13 protein-coding genes are annotated in these 17,695 nt (G+C 75.7%); 9 read left to right on the top strand and 4 right to left on the bottom strand.

Annotated features, from left to right (window positions below; all coding sequences use genetic code 11):
• The first annotated feature begins 31 nt into the window (after positions 1-31).
• Positions 32-2,197 (top strand): NAD-dependent DNA ligase LigA, encoded by a 2,166-nt coding sequence (gene ligA, locus BMW27_RS15230; RefSeq protein ID WP_175486525.1) that lies wholly within the window; start codon positions 32-34, stop codon positions 2,195-2,197.
• A 59-nt stretch (positions 2,198-2,256) separates the two neighbouring features.
• Here ligA and BMW27_RS15235 read toward each other — a convergent pair whose 3' ends face one another.
• Positions 2,257-2,925: an ACT domain-containing protein gene (locus tag BMW27_RS15235; protein WP_091445527.1), complete on the bottom strand. Its 669-nt coding sequence runs from the start codon at positions 2,923-2,925 to the stop codon at positions 2,257-2,259.
• Positions 2,926-3,128: 203 nt separating this feature from the next.
• Between BMW27_RS15235 and gatC the strand changes: the two genes are divergently transcribed.
• The 4 genes from gatC to gatB are packed head-to-tail and all read left to right on the top strand — an operon-like array spanning position 3,129 to position 6,740.
• Positions 3,129-3,518: an Asp-tRNA(Asn)/Glu-tRNA(Gln) amidotransferase subunit GatC gene (gene gatC, locus BMW27_RS15240; protein WP_091445529.1), complete on the top strand. Its 390-nt coding sequence runs from the start codon at positions 3,129-3,131 to the stop codon at positions 3,516-3,518.
• 8 nt (positions 3,519-3,526) lie between these two features.
• Positions 3,527-5,047, top strand: coding sequence for an Asp-tRNA(Asn)/Glu-tRNA(Gln) amidotransferase subunit GatA (gene gatA, locus BMW27_RS15245; protein ID WP_091445788.1), 1,521 nt, complete (start codon positions 3,527-3,529; stop codon positions 5,045-5,047).
• Positions 5,044-5,244 carry a hypothetical protein gene (locus tag BMW27_RS15250; RefSeq protein ID WP_091445531.1) on the top strand — a complete coding sequence of 67 codons (201 nt, stop codon included), beginning with the start codon at positions 5,044-5,046 and terminating at the stop codon, positions 5,242-5,244. The genes gatA and BMW27_RS15250 overlap by 4 nt, the downstream gene beginning before the upstream one ends.
• The gene (gatB, locus tag BMW27_RS15255; RefSeq protein ID WP_091445532.1) at positions 5,241-6,740 is read left to right on the top strand and encodes an Asp-tRNA(Asn)/Glu-tRNA(Gln) amidotransferase subunit GatB; all 1,500 of its coding nucleotides are present in this window, start codon (positions 5,241-5,243) and stop codon (positions 6,738-6,740) included. The genes BMW27_RS15250 and gatB overlap by 4 nt, the downstream gene beginning before the upstream one ends.
• 99 nt (positions 6,741-6,839) lie before the next feature.
• Here the strand turns inward: gatB and BMW27_RS15260 are convergent, their stop codons facing one another.
• A complete protein-coding gene (locus tag BMW27_RS15260) occupies positions 6,840-8,003 on the bottom strand; it encodes a PQQ-dependent sugar dehydrogenase (RefSeq protein ID WP_091445534.1) in 1,164 nt (387 codons plus the stop codon).
• Between the two features lie 95 nt (positions 8,004-8,098).
• Between BMW27_RS15260 and BMW27_RS15265 the strand changes: the two genes are divergently transcribed.
• Positions 8,099-9,061, top strand: a complete 963-nt coding sequence (locus tag BMW27_RS15265) for a 2-hydroxyacid dehydrogenase (RefSeq protein WP_217638167.1) — start codon at positions 8,099-8,101, stop codon at positions 9,059-9,061.
• 36 nt (positions 9,062-9,097) lie between these two features.
• Here the strand turns inward: BMW27_RS15265 and BMW27_RS15270 are convergent, their stop codons facing one another.
• Together BMW27_RS15270 and BMW27_RS15275 are read right to left on the bottom strand one after the other, a co-directional pair.
• Positions 9,098-9,472: a PH domain-containing protein gene (locus BMW27_RS15270; RefSeq protein ID WP_091445536.1), complete on the bottom strand. Its 375-nt coding sequence runs from the start codon at positions 9,470-9,472 to the stop codon at positions 9,098-9,100.
• 24 nt (positions 9,473-9,496) lie between these two features.
• Positions 9,497-10,321, bottom strand: coding sequence for a helix-turn-helix transcriptional regulator (locus BMW27_RS15275; protein WP_091445538.1), 825 nt, complete (start codon positions 10,319-10,321; stop codon positions 9,497-9,499).
• 94 nt (positions 10,322-10,415) lie between these two features.
• On the opposite strand from BMW27_RS15275, the gene ilvD reads away from it, so the two are divergent.
• From ilvD to BMW27_RS15290, 3 genes are all read left to right on the top strand, one after another.
• Entirely contained in the window at positions 10,416-12,119 is a 1,704-nt protein-coding gene (gene ilvD, locus BMW27_RS15280) for a dihydroxy-acid dehydratase (protein ID WP_091445540.1), read from the top strand.
• Positions 12,120-12,342: 223 nt separating this feature from the next.
• Entirely contained in the window at positions 12,343-14,943 is a 2,601-nt protein-coding gene (locus BMW27_RS15285; protein WP_139206911.1) for a putative bifunctional diguanylate cyclase/phosphodiesterase, read from the top strand.
• Entirely contained in the window at positions 14,943-17,633 is a 2,691-nt protein-coding gene (locus tag BMW27_RS15290) for a putative bifunctional diguanylate cyclase/phosphodiesterase (RefSeq protein ID WP_139206912.1), read from the top strand. Before BMW27_RS15285 ends, BMW27_RS15290 begins: the two co-directional genes overlap by 1 nt.
• The last annotated feature ends 62 nt before the right edge of the window (positions 17,634-17,695 follow it).

Genomic DNA, 17,695 nt, shown 5'->3' on the forward strand with positions numbered 1-17,695 from the left:
CGCCGTCGTATCCGCCGGATACCGTTCCGGCGTGACCACCGACGCCGAGCTGGACCAGCCGCTGGCCGACACCCCGCGTGTGGAAGCGGCGACCGAGCGGGCGGACGTCACCGAGGTCCCCGACGACGCGCGGACCCGGCACCGCGACCTGTCCGAGGAGCTCGACCGCTACGCGTTCGCCTACTACGTGCAGGACGCGCCGCTGGTCAGCGACGGCCAGTACGACGAGCTCATGGGGCAGCTCAAGGCGATCGAGGCCGCCCACCCGGCGCTGGTCACGCCGGACTCGCCGAGCCAGAAGGTCAACGGCGGCTTCACCGCCACCTTCGCCCCGGTACGGCACCTGGAGCGGATGCAGAGCCTGGACAACGCGTTCTCCAGCGACGAGCTGTCGGCGTGGGCGGCCCGGGTCGAGCGCGAGGTCGGCTCGGCGGCGGTCTACCTGTGCGAGCTCAAGGTCGACGGCGTCGCGGTCGACCTGGTCTACGAGCGCGGCCGGCTGCTCCGCGCGGCCACCCGGGGGGACGGCGTCACGGGGGAGGACGTCACCGCCAACGTGCGCACCATGGACGACGTCCCCCAGCAGCTGTCCGGGGACGACGTCCCACCGCTGCTGGAGGTGCGCGGCGAGATCTACTTCCCGGTCGAGGCGTTCGCCGAGGTCAACGCCGGGCAGGTGGCCGAGGGCAAGCCGCCGTTCGCCAACCCCCGCAACGCCGCCGCGGGCTCCCTGCGGCAGAAGGACGCGCGGGTCACCGCCTCCCGGCCGCTGCGGCTGGTCGTGCACGGGCTCGGCGCGCGCGAGGGGTTGAGCCCAGAGCGGCAGTCGCAGGCGTACGCACGGCTGCGGGAGCTGGGCCTGCCGGTCAGCGACCGCGTCGAGGTGCTCGACGACCTCGAGGGCGTGTGGGCCTACATCGAGCGCTACCGCGAACAGCGGCACTCGGTGGAGCACGAGATCGACGGCGTGGTCGTCAAGGTCGACCAGGTGGCGCTGCAGCGCCGGCTGGGCTCGACCTCGCGCGCCCCGCGGTGGGCGATCGCCTTCAAGTACCCGCCGGAGGAGGCCACCACCAAGCTGCTGGACATCCGGGTCAACGTCGGGCGCACCGGGCGGGTCACGCCGTTCGCGTACATGGAGCCGGTGAAGGTCGCCGGGTCGACGGTGCAGCTGGCCACCCTGCACAACGCCAGCGAGGTCAAGCGCAAGGGCGTGCTGATCGGCGACACCGTCGTCATCCGCAAGGCCGGCGACGTGATCCCCGAGGTGCTCGGCCCGGTGGTCGCCGCGCGCACCGGCGACGAACGAGAGTTCGAGATGCCCACGCACTGCCCGGAGTGCGGCACGGAGCTGCGGCACGAGAAGGAGGGTGACGCCGACATCCGCTGTCCGAACGCCCGGTCCTGCCCGGCGCAGCTGCGTGAGCGCGTGTTCCACGTCGCCGGCCGGGGTGCGTTCGACATCGAGGTGCTCGGCTACGAGGCGGCGATCGCGCTGCTGGAGGAGCACCTGCTCGAGGACGAGGGCGACGTCTTCTCCCTCGACGAGGAGCAGCTGGAGCGCACGGCGTTCTTCACCAAGAAGGACGGCACCCTCTCGGCCAACGGCCGCAAGCTGCTGACCAACCTGCAGACCCGCAAGGACGTCCCGCTGTGGCGGGTGCTGGTCGCCCTGTCCATCCGGCACGTCGGCCCGACCGCCGCGCAGGCGCTGGCCCGCGACTTCCGCTCGCTCGACCGGATCGCCGAGGCCTCCGAGGAGGAGCTGGCCGCTGCCGACGGGGTCGGGCCGACGATCGCCCGGTCGGTCACGGAGTGGTTCGCCGTCGACTGGCACCGCGGGGTCGTCGAGAAGTGGCGGGCGGCCGGGGTGCGGATGGCCGACGAGGGGGAGGACGCCGGGCCCGGACCGCTGACCGGGGTGACCGTCGTCGTCACCGGTTCGCTGCGCGACCACAGCCGCGACCAGGCGATCGCCGCCATCCAGGAGCGCGGCGGCAAGGTGACCGGCTCGGTGAGCAAGAAGACCGGCTTCGTCGTCGTCGGCGCCGACCCGGGCAGCAAGTACGACAAGGCGGTGCAGGCCAAGGTGCCGATCCTGGACGACGACGGCTTCCGGGTGCTGCTGAACGAGGGCCCGGAGGCCGCCCGCGCGGTGGCGACGATCGGCGACGGCGGCGACGCGAGCGGGGCCTGACGGAGGACCCCGCTGCCCCCACGCTCCGCAGGCTGAGCGCGGGACCCCGCAGCGGGGCCTCAGGCCGGGGGCAGGTGGGCGACGCTGGCCGCGATGCCGGCGAGGTGGACCAGGCGGAGCAGCTCCGAGCGGCGGAACGCCGGCCCGCCGGAGCGGCCGATGACCACGGCGGTCCGGGGGCTGGTGAACGGGGTGGCCATCATCTCGATGGCCATCTCGCGCCAGCGCTCCGGCAGCCAGTCCGCCTCGCTGGGCAGCAGCTGTGCCCTGGTGAGCGGGAGCCACGGCAGGGTCATCCCGTCGAAGGACGGCGCGGCGTCCGACGCGGCCAGCACCTCGCACGGGCGGTCGCCGGCCCCGCACAGGACGGCGGCCCAGCCGCTGTGGAAGACCCGGGGCAGCTCGGCGGCCAGCAGCTTGACCGCCGTGCCCTCCGCGGCCCGGGCCAGCGACTCCAGCAGTTCCAGCTCGCGGTGGGTGTCCAGCGGCCCGGCGAAGGGGCGCAACGACTCCACCTGCACGCCCGGCACCCGCTGCGCGGCGGTGATCAGGCTGTCGGGGAGCCGGCCGGGGGGCAGGTCGACGACGATGTCGTCGACCGCGACGCCGCCGCCGCGCTCGAGCACGTCCACCGACACGATGTCGATGCCGGCCTCACCCAGCGCCGTGGCCACGGCGCCGAGGATGCCGGGGCGGTCGGGCACGACCAGCCGCAGGAGATGGGACACGGTTCCTCCGTGCTCGGGGGTCGGCCGATCTCCGTCGATCGTGGGCGGCGACAGCTTCCCCCATCGACCGCCCGCCGGTCGAGCGACCTCCCGGCACCGCCTCCGGCCGACCGGCGCGGCAGGCTCGCCACGTACAGTGGCGGGGTTCCGAACGTCGTGACGAGCGCCCACCGAGCGCCGACGGACTGGAGTTCCGCCCCAGCATGAGCACCCCCTCCACGCAGGAGACGGCCGAGTCGCAGGCGTCCGCCGGACTCGGGCGTGATGACGTCGCCGGACCCGGGCGTGATGACGTCGCCGGACTCGGGCGTGATGACGTCGCCCACCTGGCCCGGCTGGCCCGGCTCGCCCTCACCGACGAGGAGCTCGACCACTTCGCCGGGCAGCTGTCCGCGGTGCTCGACGCCGTGGCCGCGGTCGGGAAGGCCGACACCGGCGACGTCCCGCCGATGACCCACGCGGTGCCGCTGACCAACGTCACGCGCGAGGACGTCGTCACCCCCAGCCTGCCGCGGGACGTCGTCCTCGCGCAGGCGCCCGCGGCGGAGGACGACCGGTTCCGCGTGCCGCAGATCCTCGGGGAGGAGGAGTGACCGCCCCCGTGAACACCGACCTGACGCAGCTCGACGCCGCCGAGCTCGGCCGCCGGCTCGCGGCCGGCGAGACCAGCTCGGTCGAGCTCACCCGGGCCTACCTCGACCGGATCGCCGCCCAGGACGGCGTCCTCGGCGCCTATCTGCACGTCGACGCCGAGGCCGCACTGGCCCGCGCCGACGAGGTGGACGCCGCCCGCGCCGCCGGTGCGGAGCTCGGCCCGCTGGCCGGTCTGCCGGTCGCGCTCAAGGACGTGTTCGTCACCGAGGGCGTGCCGACGACCAGCGGCTCGAAGATCCTCGAGGGCTGGCGGCCACCCTACGACGCGACCGTCGCCGCCCGGCTCAAAGCCGCCGGCACGGTGCTGCTGGGCAAGACCAACATGGACGAGTTCGCGATGGGCTCCTCCACCGAGAACTCCGCCTACCGCCCGACCCGCAACCCGTGGGACCCCGACCGGATCCCCGGCGGCTCCTCCGGCGGGTCGTCGACCGCGGTCGCCGGCGGGCTGGCGCCGTGGGCGCTGGGCACCGACACCGGCGGCTCGATCCGCCAGCCGGCCGCGATGACCGGCCTGGTCGGGCACAAGCCCACCTACGGCGCGGTGTCCCGGTACGGGCTGATCGCGTTCTCCTCCAGCCTCGACCAGGCCGGCCCGATGGCGCGCACCGTGCTCGACGCCGCGACGCTGCACGAGGCGATCGGCGGGCACGACCGGTGCGACTCGACCAGCATCGACGCTCCTGCGCCGGTCCTGGTCACGGCCGTGCAGGAGGGGGCGCGCGGTGAGCTGGCCGGCCTGCGCGTGGGCGTCGTCCGCGAGCTCGGCGGCGACGGGCACACCGACGGCTACGACCCTGGCGTCCTGGACCGCGTGCGGGAGACCGTCGAGCTGCTCGAGGGCATGGGCGCCGAGGTCCGCGAGGTGTCCTGCCCGGCGTTCGACCTGGCGCTGCCGGCCTACTACCTGATCGCGCCGAGCGAGGCGTCGTCCAACCTGGCCCGCTTCGAGGGCATGCGCTTCGGCCTGCGGGTGGGGGACGACGGCAGCCACTCCCTCGAGGAGGTCATGTCGCTGACCCGTGAGCAGGGCTTCGGCCCCGAGGTGAAGCGGCGGATCGTGCTCGGCACCTACGCCCTGTCCGCCGGGTACTACGACGCCTACTACGGGCAGGCGCAGAAGGTCCGCACGCTGATCACCCGGGACTTCACCAGCGCGTTCGACGACGTCGACGTGCTCGTCAGCCCGACCAGCCCGACGGTGGCCTGGCCGATCGGCGCGCGCGTCGACGACCCGCTGGCGATGTACGCCGCCGACCTGTGCACCCTGCCGGCCAGCCTCGCCGGGCTGCCGGCGATCTCGGTGCCGTGCGGGCTGTCCGAGGGGCTGCCGGTCGGCTTCCAGGTGATGGCCCCGGCGCTGGCCGACGACCGCTGCTACCGGGTCGCCGCCGCGGTCGAGGCAGCGCTGGACGCCGCCCGCGGCTCCCGGTTCCTCGACGAGCTCACCCGGCGGGCGGCGGCGTGAACGGCGCGCTCAAGGCCGCCTGGGCCCTCACCGCGTTCGTCGTCCTCGTGGGCCTGATCGGCTGGATCGTCACCGGCGAGGTGTTCTTCGCCGTCTTCATCGTCCTCGGCCTGCTGACCGCCGTCGGTGCCGTGCTGACCGGGCGTTCGCGGCCCGACGGCCGCGGCACCGGCCCGAAGGAGACCAACCCGAGATGAGCGACACCCTCGTCGACTACGACGAGATCCTCACCCGCTACGAGCCGGTCATCGGCCTGGAGACCCACGTCGAGCTGGGCACCGCGTCGAAGATGTTCTGCGGCTGCGCCACCACCTTCGGCGCCGAGCCCAACACCCAGACCTGCCCGGTCTGCCTGGGCCTGCCCGGCTCGCTGCCGGTGGCCAACGCCGCCGCCATCGAGGCGACCATCCGCATCGGGCTGGCGCTGGGCTGCCGGATCGCCTCCTGGTGCCGCTTCGCCCGGAAGAACTACTTCTACCCGGACATCCCCAAGGGCTTCCAGACCAGCCAGTACGACGAGCCGCTGTGCACCGCCGGCCACCTGGACGTCGAGGTCGACGGCGAGACCCACCGGGTGGAGATCGAGCGGGTGCACCTGGAGGAGGACACCGGCAAGAACCTGCACGTCGGCGGGGCCACCGGTCGCATCCACGGCGCCTCGCACTCGCTGGTCGACTTCAACCGGGCCGGCATCCCGCTGGTCGAGATCGTCACCCGGCCGATCCCCGGCACCGGCGCCAGGGCCCCCGAGGTCGCCCGCGCCTACGTCAGCGAGCTGCGCGACATCATCCAGACCCTCGGCGCCTCCGACGTCCGGATGGAGCAGGGCTCCCTGCGCTGCGACGTGAACACCTCACTGGCGCCGGTCGGCAGCCTCGAGTGGGGCACCCGCACCGAGACCAAGAACGTCAACTCCCTGCGCAGCGTCGAGCGGGCGGTCCGGTACGAGATGCGCCGCCAGGCCGCCGTCCTCGACGCGGCCGGCCGGGTGCTGCAGGAGACCCGGCACTTCCACGAGGACACCGGAAGCACCTCGCCGGGGCGGAGCAAGGAGGAGGCCACCGACTACCGGTACTTCCCCGAGCCCGACCTGGTGCCGGTCGCCCCGGACGCCGAGTGGGTGGAGAAGCTCGCCGCCGAGCTGCCGGAGCTGCCGGTCGCCCGCCGCGCGCGGCTGCAGCAGGAGTGGGGCCTCTCGGCGACCGAGATGGCCTGGCTGGTCAACGCCGGCGCGCTCGGCCTGGTCGACGCCACCGTGGCCGCCGGCGCCACCCCGGCCGACGCCCGCAAGTGGTGGCTCGGCGAGCTGGCCCGCCGCGCCAACGACGCCGGCGTGGAGCTCTCCGGGCTCGCCGTCACCCCGCGGCAGGTCGCCGAGCTGACCCGCCTGGTGGCGGAGGGGACGATCAACGACCAGCTGGCCCGGCAGGCGCTCGACGGCGTGCTCGCCGGTGAGGGCGACCCGGCACAGGTGGTCGCGGCCCGCGGCCTGGCGGTGATGGGGGAGTCCGACGAGCTGGTCGCCGCGGTCGAGGCCGCCATCGCCGGGGCGCCCGACGTCGTCGCCAAGGTGCAGGGCGGCAAGGTGCAGGCCCTCGGCGCGCTCGTCGGCGCCGTCATGAAGGCCACCCGCGGCAAGGCCGACGCCGCGACCGTGAGGCGCATGCTCGAGGAGCGCGTGGTCGGGAGCTGAGCGATCGAGCGCCGGCTGAGGCTGGGGGAGGGCACGTGGCCGCCGTGCGGTGCTGAGGACCGCGGGGACGGAGCGGTGCCGGCCAGTAGGCCGATGACGTCACAGCGGTGAGTCGGACGCCCCACCCGGGGGGAAGACGCGCAGCACCCGGTCGTCGTCCTCGGCCGGTGTGCCGATGCCGTCCTTGTTCGACGTCGTGATCCACAGCGCGCCCTCGCCGTCGAGGACGACGGTCCGCAGCCGGCCGTACCGGTCGGTGAGGAAGGCGCCGGGCTCCTCGGCCAGCACACCGCCGCCGTCGAGCTGCACCGTGTGCACCCGCCGGCCGTCCAGGGAGCCGATGAAGACGGTGCGGCCGGCGACCGCGCAACCGCCGAGCCCGCCCGCCTCCGTCGGGAACTGCACGACGGGGCCGGTGCTCGCCGGGCCCGCCGTCGGCCAGCCGGCGTCGCCGGCCTCGAGGACGGCGTTGAGCTCGTCGGGCCCGGAGGCGGCGTCGTCGGTGGCGTACAGCGACGCCTCGCCGCCCACGCACAGCGCGGTGACGTCGGCGTGGCCGCTGCTGTGCACGGAGCCCGCGCCCACCGGGCGGCCGAAGACGTCGACGTGCAGCACCTTGCCGGCCAGCGACGCGGGGTCCTGGGCCAGGGGTGCGTTCCCGGTGTCGCCGGTGCCCACGAACAGCGTGCCGTCGCCGGCGAAGACCAGCCCGCCACCGTTGTGCGTCTCGCCGCGCGGGATGCCGGTGAGCACCGGGTTCGGGGTGCCGCCCATCGGGAAGCGGACCACCCGGTTGTCGGTGGCGGTCGAGACGTAGGCGTAGAAGAGCCCGTCCTCGGCGAAGGTGGGCGAGAGTGCCAGGCCCAGCAGCCCCCCGTCGCCGCCGGTGTCGATGCCGCTGACGGTCATGAGCTCGCGGGCGGGGGAGCGGTCCGGGAAGACCTGCAGCAGCCGCCCGGTCTCCCGCTCCCCGACGACCGCGGTGCCGTCGGGCAGCACGACCAGCCCGGTGGGGACGGTCAGGCCGGAGGCCACCACGTTCGGGTCGCCGCCGTCCTCCTCGCTCTCCGGGTCGGCCGGGTCCCCCGGGCCGGGTGCCTGCGGGGACTCCGTGGGCGGCCCCACCTGCGGCGGTGGACCCTCCGGCCGCGGCCGGAAGGGGCCGGCCGGCTCGTAGCCGTCGCTGCCGCACCCGGCCAGGGCGACGGCGAGCAGGGCGGCGCCGGCCAGGCCCCGTCCCCCTCGCGCGCGCTGCCGGCTCACCCCTCGAACAGTACGTGCGCCGGATCGCCCCGTCCCGGGTCCGGCTCCGAGCCTGCGGGGGTGCGGGGGACGGGGTCCTCCTAAGGTCGAGGGCCGTGCGCACCGAGTCCCGCGGTCCCTCCGTCGTCGGCCCCGACGAGACGCTGCACGTCCTCGTCCCCACCCCGGCGCTGGCCGAGGAGGTCGAGCGGCTGTCCCCGCGGGTGCGCGCGTACCCGGTGGACGCCGACGCCGGCCCACCCACCGGCGAGGCCACCCGGGCGCAGGTGTGGGTGCCGCGGGTCAACCGCGCGACCCTGCCCGGGGACGAGTTCTTCGACGCGCTGCCCCGGCTGCGCCTGGTCCAGCTGCTCAGCGCCGGCGCGGAGCGGTTCGTCGGCCACCTGCCCGAGGGCGTGCTGCTCTGCAACGCCCGCGGTGCCCACACGCCCTCGACCGCGGAGTGGGCGGTCACCGCGACGCTGGCGGCCCAGCGCGGCATCCCGTTCTTCGTCCGCGAGCAGGACGCCGGCCGCTGGTCGTTCGCCACCCACTCCTCCCTGGTCGGTGCCCGCGTGCTCGTCCTGGGCGCCGGCGACATCGGCCGCACGATCGGCCGGATGCTCGCGGGCTTCGACGTCGAGCTGACCTCGGTCGCACGGACGCCGCGGGAGGGGGTCCACGGCACCGACGAGCTGCCCCGGCTGCTGCCGGTGGCCGACGTGGTGGTCGTCGTCGTGCCGCTCACCCCGGCCACGACCGGGATGGTGGACGCCGCCTTCCTCGCCGCCATGCCGGACGGCGCCCTGCTGGTCAACGCGGCCCGCGGCGCCGTCGTCGACACCGACGCACTCCTGGCCGAACTCTCGTCGGGCCGGCTGCGCGCCGCCCTGGACGTCACCGACCCGGAGCCGCTGCCGCCGGGCCACCCGCTCTGGTCGGCGCCCGGGCTGCTGCTCACCCCGCACGTGGCCGGGGAGGTCCCGGCGACCGACGCGCGTGCCGCGGCCGCGCTGACCGCGCAGCTGGCCCGCGTGCTGGCCGGCGAGCCGTTGGTCAACGTGGTGGACGCCTACTGAGGTCCCCACGGGGGCGGTCGGTGCGCCCGGCGACGGCTACCGGGGCTCGGCGGGAGCGGGGATGCGGCCGCCGGAGACGTCGGCCAGGCGGGGCAGGTCGCGGGCGCGCAGCACCGGCAGCCGCACCTCGGTGCGGCGGGTGGTGACCAGCCACAGGTCACCGCGCTCGGCGACGCGGATGCCCGCCACCTCACCCCACGGCACGTGCCGGGCGGCGGCCGGCGAGCGCACGGTGACGCCGTCGTCGTCGACGTCCACCCCGACCCGCAGCACCCACGTCGCGGCCAAGACAGGCACGACGAGGAAGACGAGCGTCCAGGTGGCTGCGAAGGCCAGGGGGACGACGCAGACGGTCAGCAGGAGCACCGGCAGCAGCGCGACCCGGTTCATCCGGAAGCTGGCCGTCCCCACGTCCGCACATCCTCCCAGACCCGCTCAGGTCGACAGCCGCGCCAGCCGGTCCGCCGCGTCGCCACCCTCCGCGGCGGTGTAGACGACGAGCTGCAGGCCCGGTGCGTCGGCCGGGGTGAGCTGGTGGTGCTCGAGCAGCAGCGTCCCGACCTGCGGGTGCTCGAAGCGCCGCTCCGAGGAGCTGAACCGGTCCACGTCGTGACTGGCCCAGCCGGCGCGGAAGTGCGGGCTGGCCGCCTCGAGCCGGGCCACCAGGTCGACCACCTCCGGGTCGGCCAGCCGCGGGCCCACCTCGGCGCGGAACTGGGTGAGGAAGCGGCGGCTGTCGGTGGCCCAGTCGCCGAGCAGGTCGCGGACGGCCGGGTCGGTGAACACCAGCCACAGCAGGTTGCGCTCGGCCGCGGGCACGGCGGCCACCCCCGGGTAGAGCCGCTGGTAGGCGCGGTTCCAGCCGGCGATCGTCCAGCCGGCGGTGATGGCGTAGGCGGGGGAGGGGCCCAGCGCGTCGAGCAGCCGCTGCACGTGGGCCGGCATGCCGTCGGCTGCGGCCGGGGCCGCGCCGCCGTACCCGGTGAGCCGCAGCACGTACTCGTGCTCGGCCGGTGACATCCGCAGCGTGCGGGCCAGCGCGTCGACCACCTGCCGCGACGGTCGGATGTCCCGGCCCTGCTCCAGCCACGTGTACCAGGTGTGGCTCACCCCGGACAGCAGCGCGACCTCCTCGCGGCGCAGCCCCGGCGTCCGCCGGGGACCACCGGCGGGCAGCCCGGCGGTTCTCGGGTCGACCTGGCGGCGGCGGGACCGGAGGAACTCCGCGAGCTCGCGGCGAGCGGTGGCGGTGGCGGGCACGGCGGGCTCCGGGAGCGGGACGTCGGTGGTGGTGTCGGTACCAGTATCAATGGTCTCTCGGCGAACCCCGCCGACCGGCCTAGCATCGCCGGACGTGACCACCGTGGAGGAACCCCGCACCAGCGTCGACGTGAAGCCCCGCAGCCGCGAGGTGACCGACGGCATCACCCGCGCGCCGGCCCGCGCGATGCTGCGCGCGGTCGGGATGGGCGACGACGACTGGGAGAAGCCGCAGATCGGCGTCGCCTCGTCGTGGAACGAGATCACCCCGTGCAACCTCTCGCTGGACCGGCTGGCCAAGCGGGCCAAGGAGGGCGTGCACGCCGCCGGCGGCTACCCGCTGGAGTTCGGCACCATCTCCGTCTCCGACGGCATCTCGATGGGCCACGAGGGCATGCGGGCCTCGCTGGTCTCCCGCGAGGTCATCGCCGACTCGGTCGAGACGGTCGTGTTCGCCGAGCGCCTCGACGGCACGGTGCTGCTCGCCGGCTGCGACAAGTCCCTGCCCGGCATGCTCATGGCCGCGGCCCGCCTCGACCTGGCCAGCGTGTTCGTCTACTCCGGCTCGATCCTGCCCGGACGGCTCGGGGACCGGGACAACCTGACGATCATCGACGTCTTCGAGGGCGTCGGGGCCTGCGCCCGCGGGCTGATCAGCCGTGAGGAGCTGGACGCCATCGAGAAGGCGGCCTGCCCCGGCGAGGGCTCCTGCGGCGGCATGTACACCGCGAACACGATGGCCAGCGTCGCCGAGGCGCTGGGGATGGCCCTGCCCGGCAGTGCCGCGCCGCCGGCGCCGGACCGCCGCCGCGACGCCGTCGCGATCGCCTCCGGCGAGGCCGTGGTCAACCTGCTGCGGCAGGGGATCACCGCCCGCCAGATCATGACCCGCAAGGCGTTCGAGAACGCCATCACCGTGGTCATGGCGCTCGGCGGCTCCACCAACGCCGTGCTGCACCTGCTGGCCATCGCGCACGAGGCCGGGGTCGAGCTCACGCTGGAGGACTTCAACCGGATCGGCGACCGCACCCCGCACCTGGCCGACGTCAAGCCGTTCGGCCGGTTCGTCATGACCGACGTCGACCGCGTCGGCGGCGTCCCGGTCGTGCTGCGGGCGCTGCTCGACGCCGGCCTGCTGCACGGCGACGTGCTGACGGTGACCGGGAAGACGATGGCCGAGAACCTCGCGGAGATCGCCCCGCCGGACCTGGACGGCACGATCGTCCACGCCATGGACAACCCGATCCACCGGACCGGTGGGCTGACCATCCTCCGCGGCTCGCTGTCGCCGGACGGCGCGGTCGTGAAGTCCGCCGGCTTCGACGCCGACGTGTTCGAGGGCACCGCACGCGTCTTCGACGGCGAGCAGGGCGCCATGGACGCCGTCACCGACGGCACGCTGCAGGCCGGCGACGTCGTGGTCATCCGCTACGAGGGCCCCCGGGGCGGGCCGGGCATGCGCGAGATGCTCGCCGTGACCGGTGCGATCAAGGGCGCGGGCCTGGGCAAGGACGTCCTGCTGCTCACCGACGGGCGGTTCTCCGGGGGGACGACGGGCCTGTGCGTCGGCCACGTCGCGCCCGAGGCCACCGACGGCGGCCCGATCGCCCTCGTGCAGGACGGCGACCGCATCCGGCTGGACCTCGCCGCCCGCACCCTCGACCTGCTGGTCGACGAGGACGAGCTGGCCCGCCGCCGGCAGGACTGGCAGCCGCTGCCCCCGCGCTACACCACCGGCGTCCTCGGCAAGTACGCCAAGCTGGTGAGCTCCGCGGCTCAGGGCGCGGTCTGCGGCTGAAGAAGGGCCTCCCTGCCCCCCACCGCTCGCAGGCTCGCGGCGGGACCCTGCAGGGAGGCCGTTCCAGCACGTCACCGGCTCGCGGCGGGGTCCGGCGAGGGGCCGGGCGCGGGGCCGGTCCCCCCAACGGGTGAGGACCGGCCCCGCCCACCTGTCGTCGCCCCGGCTGCCTGCCGACTGAGCAGGTGTGCAGAAGCTGAGGTGGTGGCTCCTCGGGAGCGCCGTGCCCGTGGGTTCCGCCTGCGCGGTGTCCGCGGGCACCTCCGGCCCGGGACACCTGGGGGACCTGGCGCTCGGCGCACTCGGCATCGCCACCGCCGTCGTCCTCTGGACCGCCGGCCGGTCCGTGCAGTCCGGGTGGCGGGGCTGGCGGCTGTTCGCCCTGGCTCCGCTGATGCCGGTGGTCGGTCTCCTCGCGGTCACCGTCGCGGCACCGGACTCCCCGTTGGAGCAGGTGGCCCTGCGCTGGCTGCCCACCGTCCCCGGCTACGTGGTCGCCGTCGTCGGCATCCTCACCCTCGTCGCCCCCTCGCGGCTGCGCGGCGGAGCCCGCCCGGCCGTCGAGCTCGCCCTCTTCCTCATTGCCTGCGCGCTGGTCGTGCAGGTGCTGGTGCTCGGTCCCGACCTCGGCTGGCTGGACCTCGACCCGAGCGGGCGCGCCGTCCTCGCCGCGGCCGTCGTCGTCACCTCGGCCACGGTGGCCGCCGCCGTCCTGCTCCTGGGCGTCATCGAGAGCCGCCGCCAGCCCATGGCGCTGGTGCTGCTGGCCGCGACGGCGCTGCTCGCCCCCGGCCGGGCGCTGGGCACCTCGGCGATGCTGACGGGGGAGGAGGCCGTCGGCGACGTCGGCCGGTTCCTCGTCGCCGGCGGGCTGGTGCTGCTCGGTGCCGCCGTCCTGCTGGACCCCGGTCCGTGCCCGGAGCCCCGCCCGCAGCCGCGCACCGGACGGTCCACCCACCTGCGCCAGCTCCTCCCGCACCTGGCCATGACGGCCGCCTGCTTCGGCGCGGCCGCGGTGTCGCTGACCGGCCACCGGATCAGCCCGGTGATCGCCGTCGGCGGCTCGCTGTGCGCCGTCCTGGCCGTGCTGCACCGCTGGCTGACCGCCCGCGAGGAGCAGCGCCTCGGCACCCGGCTGCGGCGCAGCGAGGCCTACTTCCGCTCCCTGGTCGCCACCAGCAGCGACGCGGTGCTCATCCTCGACGGCGACCTGCGGGTGACCTGGTCCTCGCCGACCCTGGGGACGACGCTCGGCGCCGCCGACGCCGTCCCGGTGGGTGCCGACCTGCTCGAGCTGGTGCACCCCGACGACGCGCTGCCGCTGGCCCGCGTCCTGCAGCCCGCGGCCGGCGCCTCCGCGCCCGCCGGTGTGCTGCGGCTGCGGCTGCGGCACGCCGACGGCGGCTGGCGGCACCTGGAGGCCGGCTTCTCGGACCTGCGCTCGGACACCGTGGTGGGCGCCGTCGTCCTGCACTGCCGCGACACCACCGAGCGGGTCGCCCGGGAGCAGGTGCTGGAGCAGGTCGCGTTCACCGACCCGGTCACCGGGCTGCCCAACCGGGCCGGCTGCGAGCGCCTGCTCGAGCAGGCGCTCGCAGCCGGTGGGCGGGGCTGCGGCAGCCTGCTGCTCATCGAGCTCGACGGTCTGGACGAGGTGCGCGAGGACGCCGGTCGCGACGTCGTCACCGAGGTGCTGGTGGAGGTCGGCCGGCGGCTGCGGGCCACCGTGCGCAGCTCCGACGCGGTCACCCGGGTGGGAGGTGGCGCCTTCGCCGTCCTCGCCGAGGGGGCGCCGCAGGCCGTGGACCTGCTGGCCGACCGCTGCCTGTCGGTGATCGAGCAGCCGCTGGACACCGGTGCCGGCGTCTTCGACGTCAGCGCCGCCATCGGCGTGGTCGACCTCGGTGCCGCCGGGTCGGTGCCCGACCTGCTGACCCGCGCGGAGCTCGCCGTCCGGGCGGCGAACGCCGCCGGCACCGGGACCGCGCTGCGGTACCGGCCGGCTCTGGGCAGTGCCGCCGAGCGGCGGGCCCGGCTGCGCGAGGACCTGCCCGGCGCCTGGGACCGCGGCGAGCTGTCGGTGCTGTTCCAGCCGGTGGTCTCGCTGGGCGAGCAGCGGGTGACCGGCGTCGAGGCGCTGCTGCGCTGGCAGCACCCGGAGCTCGGTGAGGTGCCCCCGGCGGAGTTCGTGCCGATCGCGGAGCGTGCCGGGGTGATCGGCGAGCTGCAGCGCTGGGCGCTGACGCACGCCGCCACGGCCGTCCTGACCCTGCCGTGCACCGGTGCGCCGCTGCGGCTGGGGGTCAACATCTCCGCCTCGCACGTCGCCGCGCGCACCCTGGTCCGCGACGTCGCCGCGGTGCTGCAGTCGACCGGGCTGGCGCCCGAGCGGCTGATCCTGGAGATCACCGAGGCGACGATCATGTCCGAGGGCGAGCACGTCGCCGTCGACATCGAGGCGCTGCGGCTCATGGGCGTCCACGTGGCGCTCGACGACTTCGGCACCGGCCGCTCCTCGCTGGCCCACCTGACCCGGTTGCCGATCGACGTGCTCAAGCTGGACCACGCCTTCGTGCTGCGGGTCGACCGCGACCCCAAGGTGCGGGCGCTGTGCGAGTCCGTCGTCTCGATCGCCGGCGCCCTGGGCCTGGACGTCGTGGCGGAGGGCGTGGAGACGCCGGCCCAGCTCGGCGCGCTGCGCGCCGCGGGCTGCGGCTTCGCGCAGGGCTTCCTGCTGGCCCGCCCGATGCGCCCGCGGGAGCTGGTCGACGTGCTCGACGACGGCGCCGGTCAGCTGTGGCCCGGTCTCGTGGCATCCCGCTGATGCCTGCCGTCCGGTCGTCCGGCCCGGTCCTCGGGCTGCTCGGGTCGCTCGCCGCCGTCACCGCGGCCCTGGAGCTGACCGGGTCCCCGCTCGCCCCCGCGCTCGTCCCCGCCTGCCTGGCCCTCGGGTCCGGCGCGACGGCGGTCGTGGCGCAGCGCGCGGCGTCCCGGCTGCCCGGCCGGTCCGCGCGGCCGTGGCGGGCGATCGCGCTGGCCACCGCGCTGCTGGCGTTCGGGCAGGTGCTGGCCACCGTGCGTTCCGGGGCGCACCTGGAGTTCGGTGGCGCGGAGGACGTGCCGATGCTGCTGGCGGTCCCGGTCGCCGTGCTCGCCGCGATGCGGCTGCTGCCCCCGCGGTCGCGCCGGTGGCCGGGCTCGCGGGCGGTGCTCGACGGCGCCATCGCCACGCTCGCCGTCGCCCTGCTCGGCCACGTGCTGCTGGCCGCCCTGCTCGCCGGTGTGCAGGGCGCGGCCGACGGGCTGATCGCGGTCGGCTACCCGGCCGTGGGCGCGGTGCTCGTCGGGGTCGGGCTGGTCACCGTCACCGCGGTCCGCGGCGCGCGCCGGACGGCCGCGGTCTGGCTGCTGGCCGCCTCGGTCGCGATGGCCGTGGTGGCGGTGGGCGGCGCGCTCGGCCGGACGCTGGGCAGCACCGCCGCCACCGTCGTCACCGAGCAGGCCTGGCTGGCCATGCTCGCCGCGAGCGTGCTGGCCGTGCGGTCCGACCCCGGGGAGCCGGCCACCCCGGACCACGACCGGCCGATCGTCCCGCTGCGCGGCCTGGTGCTGGCCTCGGGCGTCGCGTCCGGCGTCCTGCTGCTGCTGCTCGCCGGTGCGCTGGCCGGGCGCCCGCTGGACCCGGTCGAGGCCGCTGGGGGAGCGGCGCTGGTCGCGATCACCTCGCTGCGCACCGCGCTGTGGGCGACCGACGGCTACCGGCTCACCCGGCGCCTGCTGCGCACCGAGGGCTACTTCCGCGCGCTGGTGCACAGCGGGGACGCGGTCACCCTCGTGCTCGACGGCGCCGGCCGGATCGGCTGGGCATCGGGCGCCGTGGAGGCCCAGCTGGGCTGGACCGACCGCGAGCTCACCGGGCGGCTGCTCGCCGAGCTGCTGGACGACGGCGACCGCGACCTGGTCGCCCGGGTCGCGCAGGCGGTGCGCGGCGGCACCACGGTCGGCCTCCTGCCGGCGACCGTGCGGCTGCGGACCCGCGACGGCAGCCGGCGCGACGTCGACGTCACCGGCGCCGCCTCCGCCGGCGCCGCCCCGGCCGCCGTGTCCGGCCCCGGCGGCCGCACCGGGCTGGTCCTGCACCTGCGGGACGTCACCGACCGGAGCAGCAGCCGGCGCGAGCTGGAGCGGATGGCGTACACCGACTTCCTCACCGGGCTGCCCAACCGCGCCCGCCTCATGGCCGCGCTCGGCGAGGTCTGGACCGCAGCGGCCCCTGGCTGCCTGCTGCTGGTGGACCTCGACGGCTTCAAGGCGGTCAACGACGTCGCCGGACACGACGCCGGCGACCGGTTGCTCTGCGAGGTGGCCGAGACGCTGCGCTCGGCGGCGCGGGAGGACGACGTCGTGGCCCGGCTCGGCGGCGACGAGTTCGCCGTCCTCGTGCGGGCCGGCCGGGAGGAGGCCACCGTGCTCGCCGAGCGGCTGGTCGTGCTGCTCGACCGCGACCACCGGCCGCCGGCCCCGGACGGCAGCGCCCGTGGCGGGCTGGTGCTGCCGGTGTCCGGCAGCGTCGGCGTGGCGGAGCTGCGCGCCGGCGAGGACCCCGCCGAGGCGGTCCGCCGGGCCGACCTGGCGCTGCGGGCGGCCAAGGCCGCCGGCAAGAACTGCGTCCGCACCACCGGCGAGGCGCTGGACCGGGTGGTCGACCGGCGCGCCCGGCTGGCTCGGGACCTGCCCGGAGCGATCGTCGACGGCGGCCTGTCGCTGGCGCTGCAGCCGGTCGTGGGCCTGGAGGAGGGCCGCGTCCTCGGCCTGGAGGCCCTGGTGCGCTGGCGGCACCCGGACCTGGGCGACGTCCCGCCGGAGGAGTTCGTCGGGGTGGCCGAGGACGAGGGCCTCATCGTCCCGCTGCAGCGCTGGGTGCTCGCAGCCGCGACCGCGGCGCTCGCGCCGCTGCTGGCGGAGGGCCACGACCTGCAGCTCGGGGTGAACGTGTCCGTCCGGCACCTGCAGGCCGGCTGCCTGGCCGCCGACGTGACCCGGGCCCTCGCCGCGTCCGGCGTGCCGGCCTCCCGGCTGATGCTGGAGATCACCGAGTCGGTGCTCGTCGACGCCGAGGACCGGGTCGAGCGCGAGCTCGCCGCGCTGCGCGAGGCCGGCTGCATGATCTCGATCGACGACTTCGGCACGGGCCACTCCACCCTCGCCCGGCTCGCCCGGCTGCCCGTCGACGTCCTCAAGATGGACCGCGACTTCGTGGCCCACATCGAGGACGACCCGCGCACCGCGGCCGTCGTCGCGAGCGTCGTGGAGCTCGGCCGCACCCTGGGCCTGGACGTCGTCGCGGAGGGCGTGGAGACCCCCGGGCAGCTGGCGGTGCTGCGCGGACTGGGCTGCCGGTTCCTCCAGGGGTACCTGCTCGGCCGCCCCGTGCCCGCCGCGGAGCTGCCTGCGGTGCTGGCCGCTCCCCGTGCGGGCGTGCTGGACGACGACCGGCTGCCGTCCCAGGTCTGACGACACGCGGTCCCACTGGATGGGACAGCGCGGTTGACGGCCCGGCTGGTCGAGGCGCACAG

The organism is Geodermatophilus poikilotrophus (assembly GCF_900111455.1).
GTDB classification, from domain to species: Bacteria; Actinomycetota; Actinomycetes; order Mycobacteriales; family Geodermatophilaceae; genus Geodermatophilus; species Geodermatophilus poikilotrophus.

Coding starts and splice junctions, on each gene's coding strand:
- gatC (WP_091445529.1), top strand. CDS start 3,129: ATGAGCACCCCCTCCACGCAGGAGACGGCCGAGTCGCAGGCGTCCGCC.
- gatB (WP_091445532.1), top strand. CDS start 5,241: ATGAGCGACACCCTCGTCGACTACGACGAGATCCTCACCCGCTACGAG.
- BMW27_RS15290 (WP_139206912.1), top strand. CDS start 14,943: ATGCCTGCCGTCCGGTCGTCCGGCCCGGTCCTCGGGCTGCTCGGGTCG.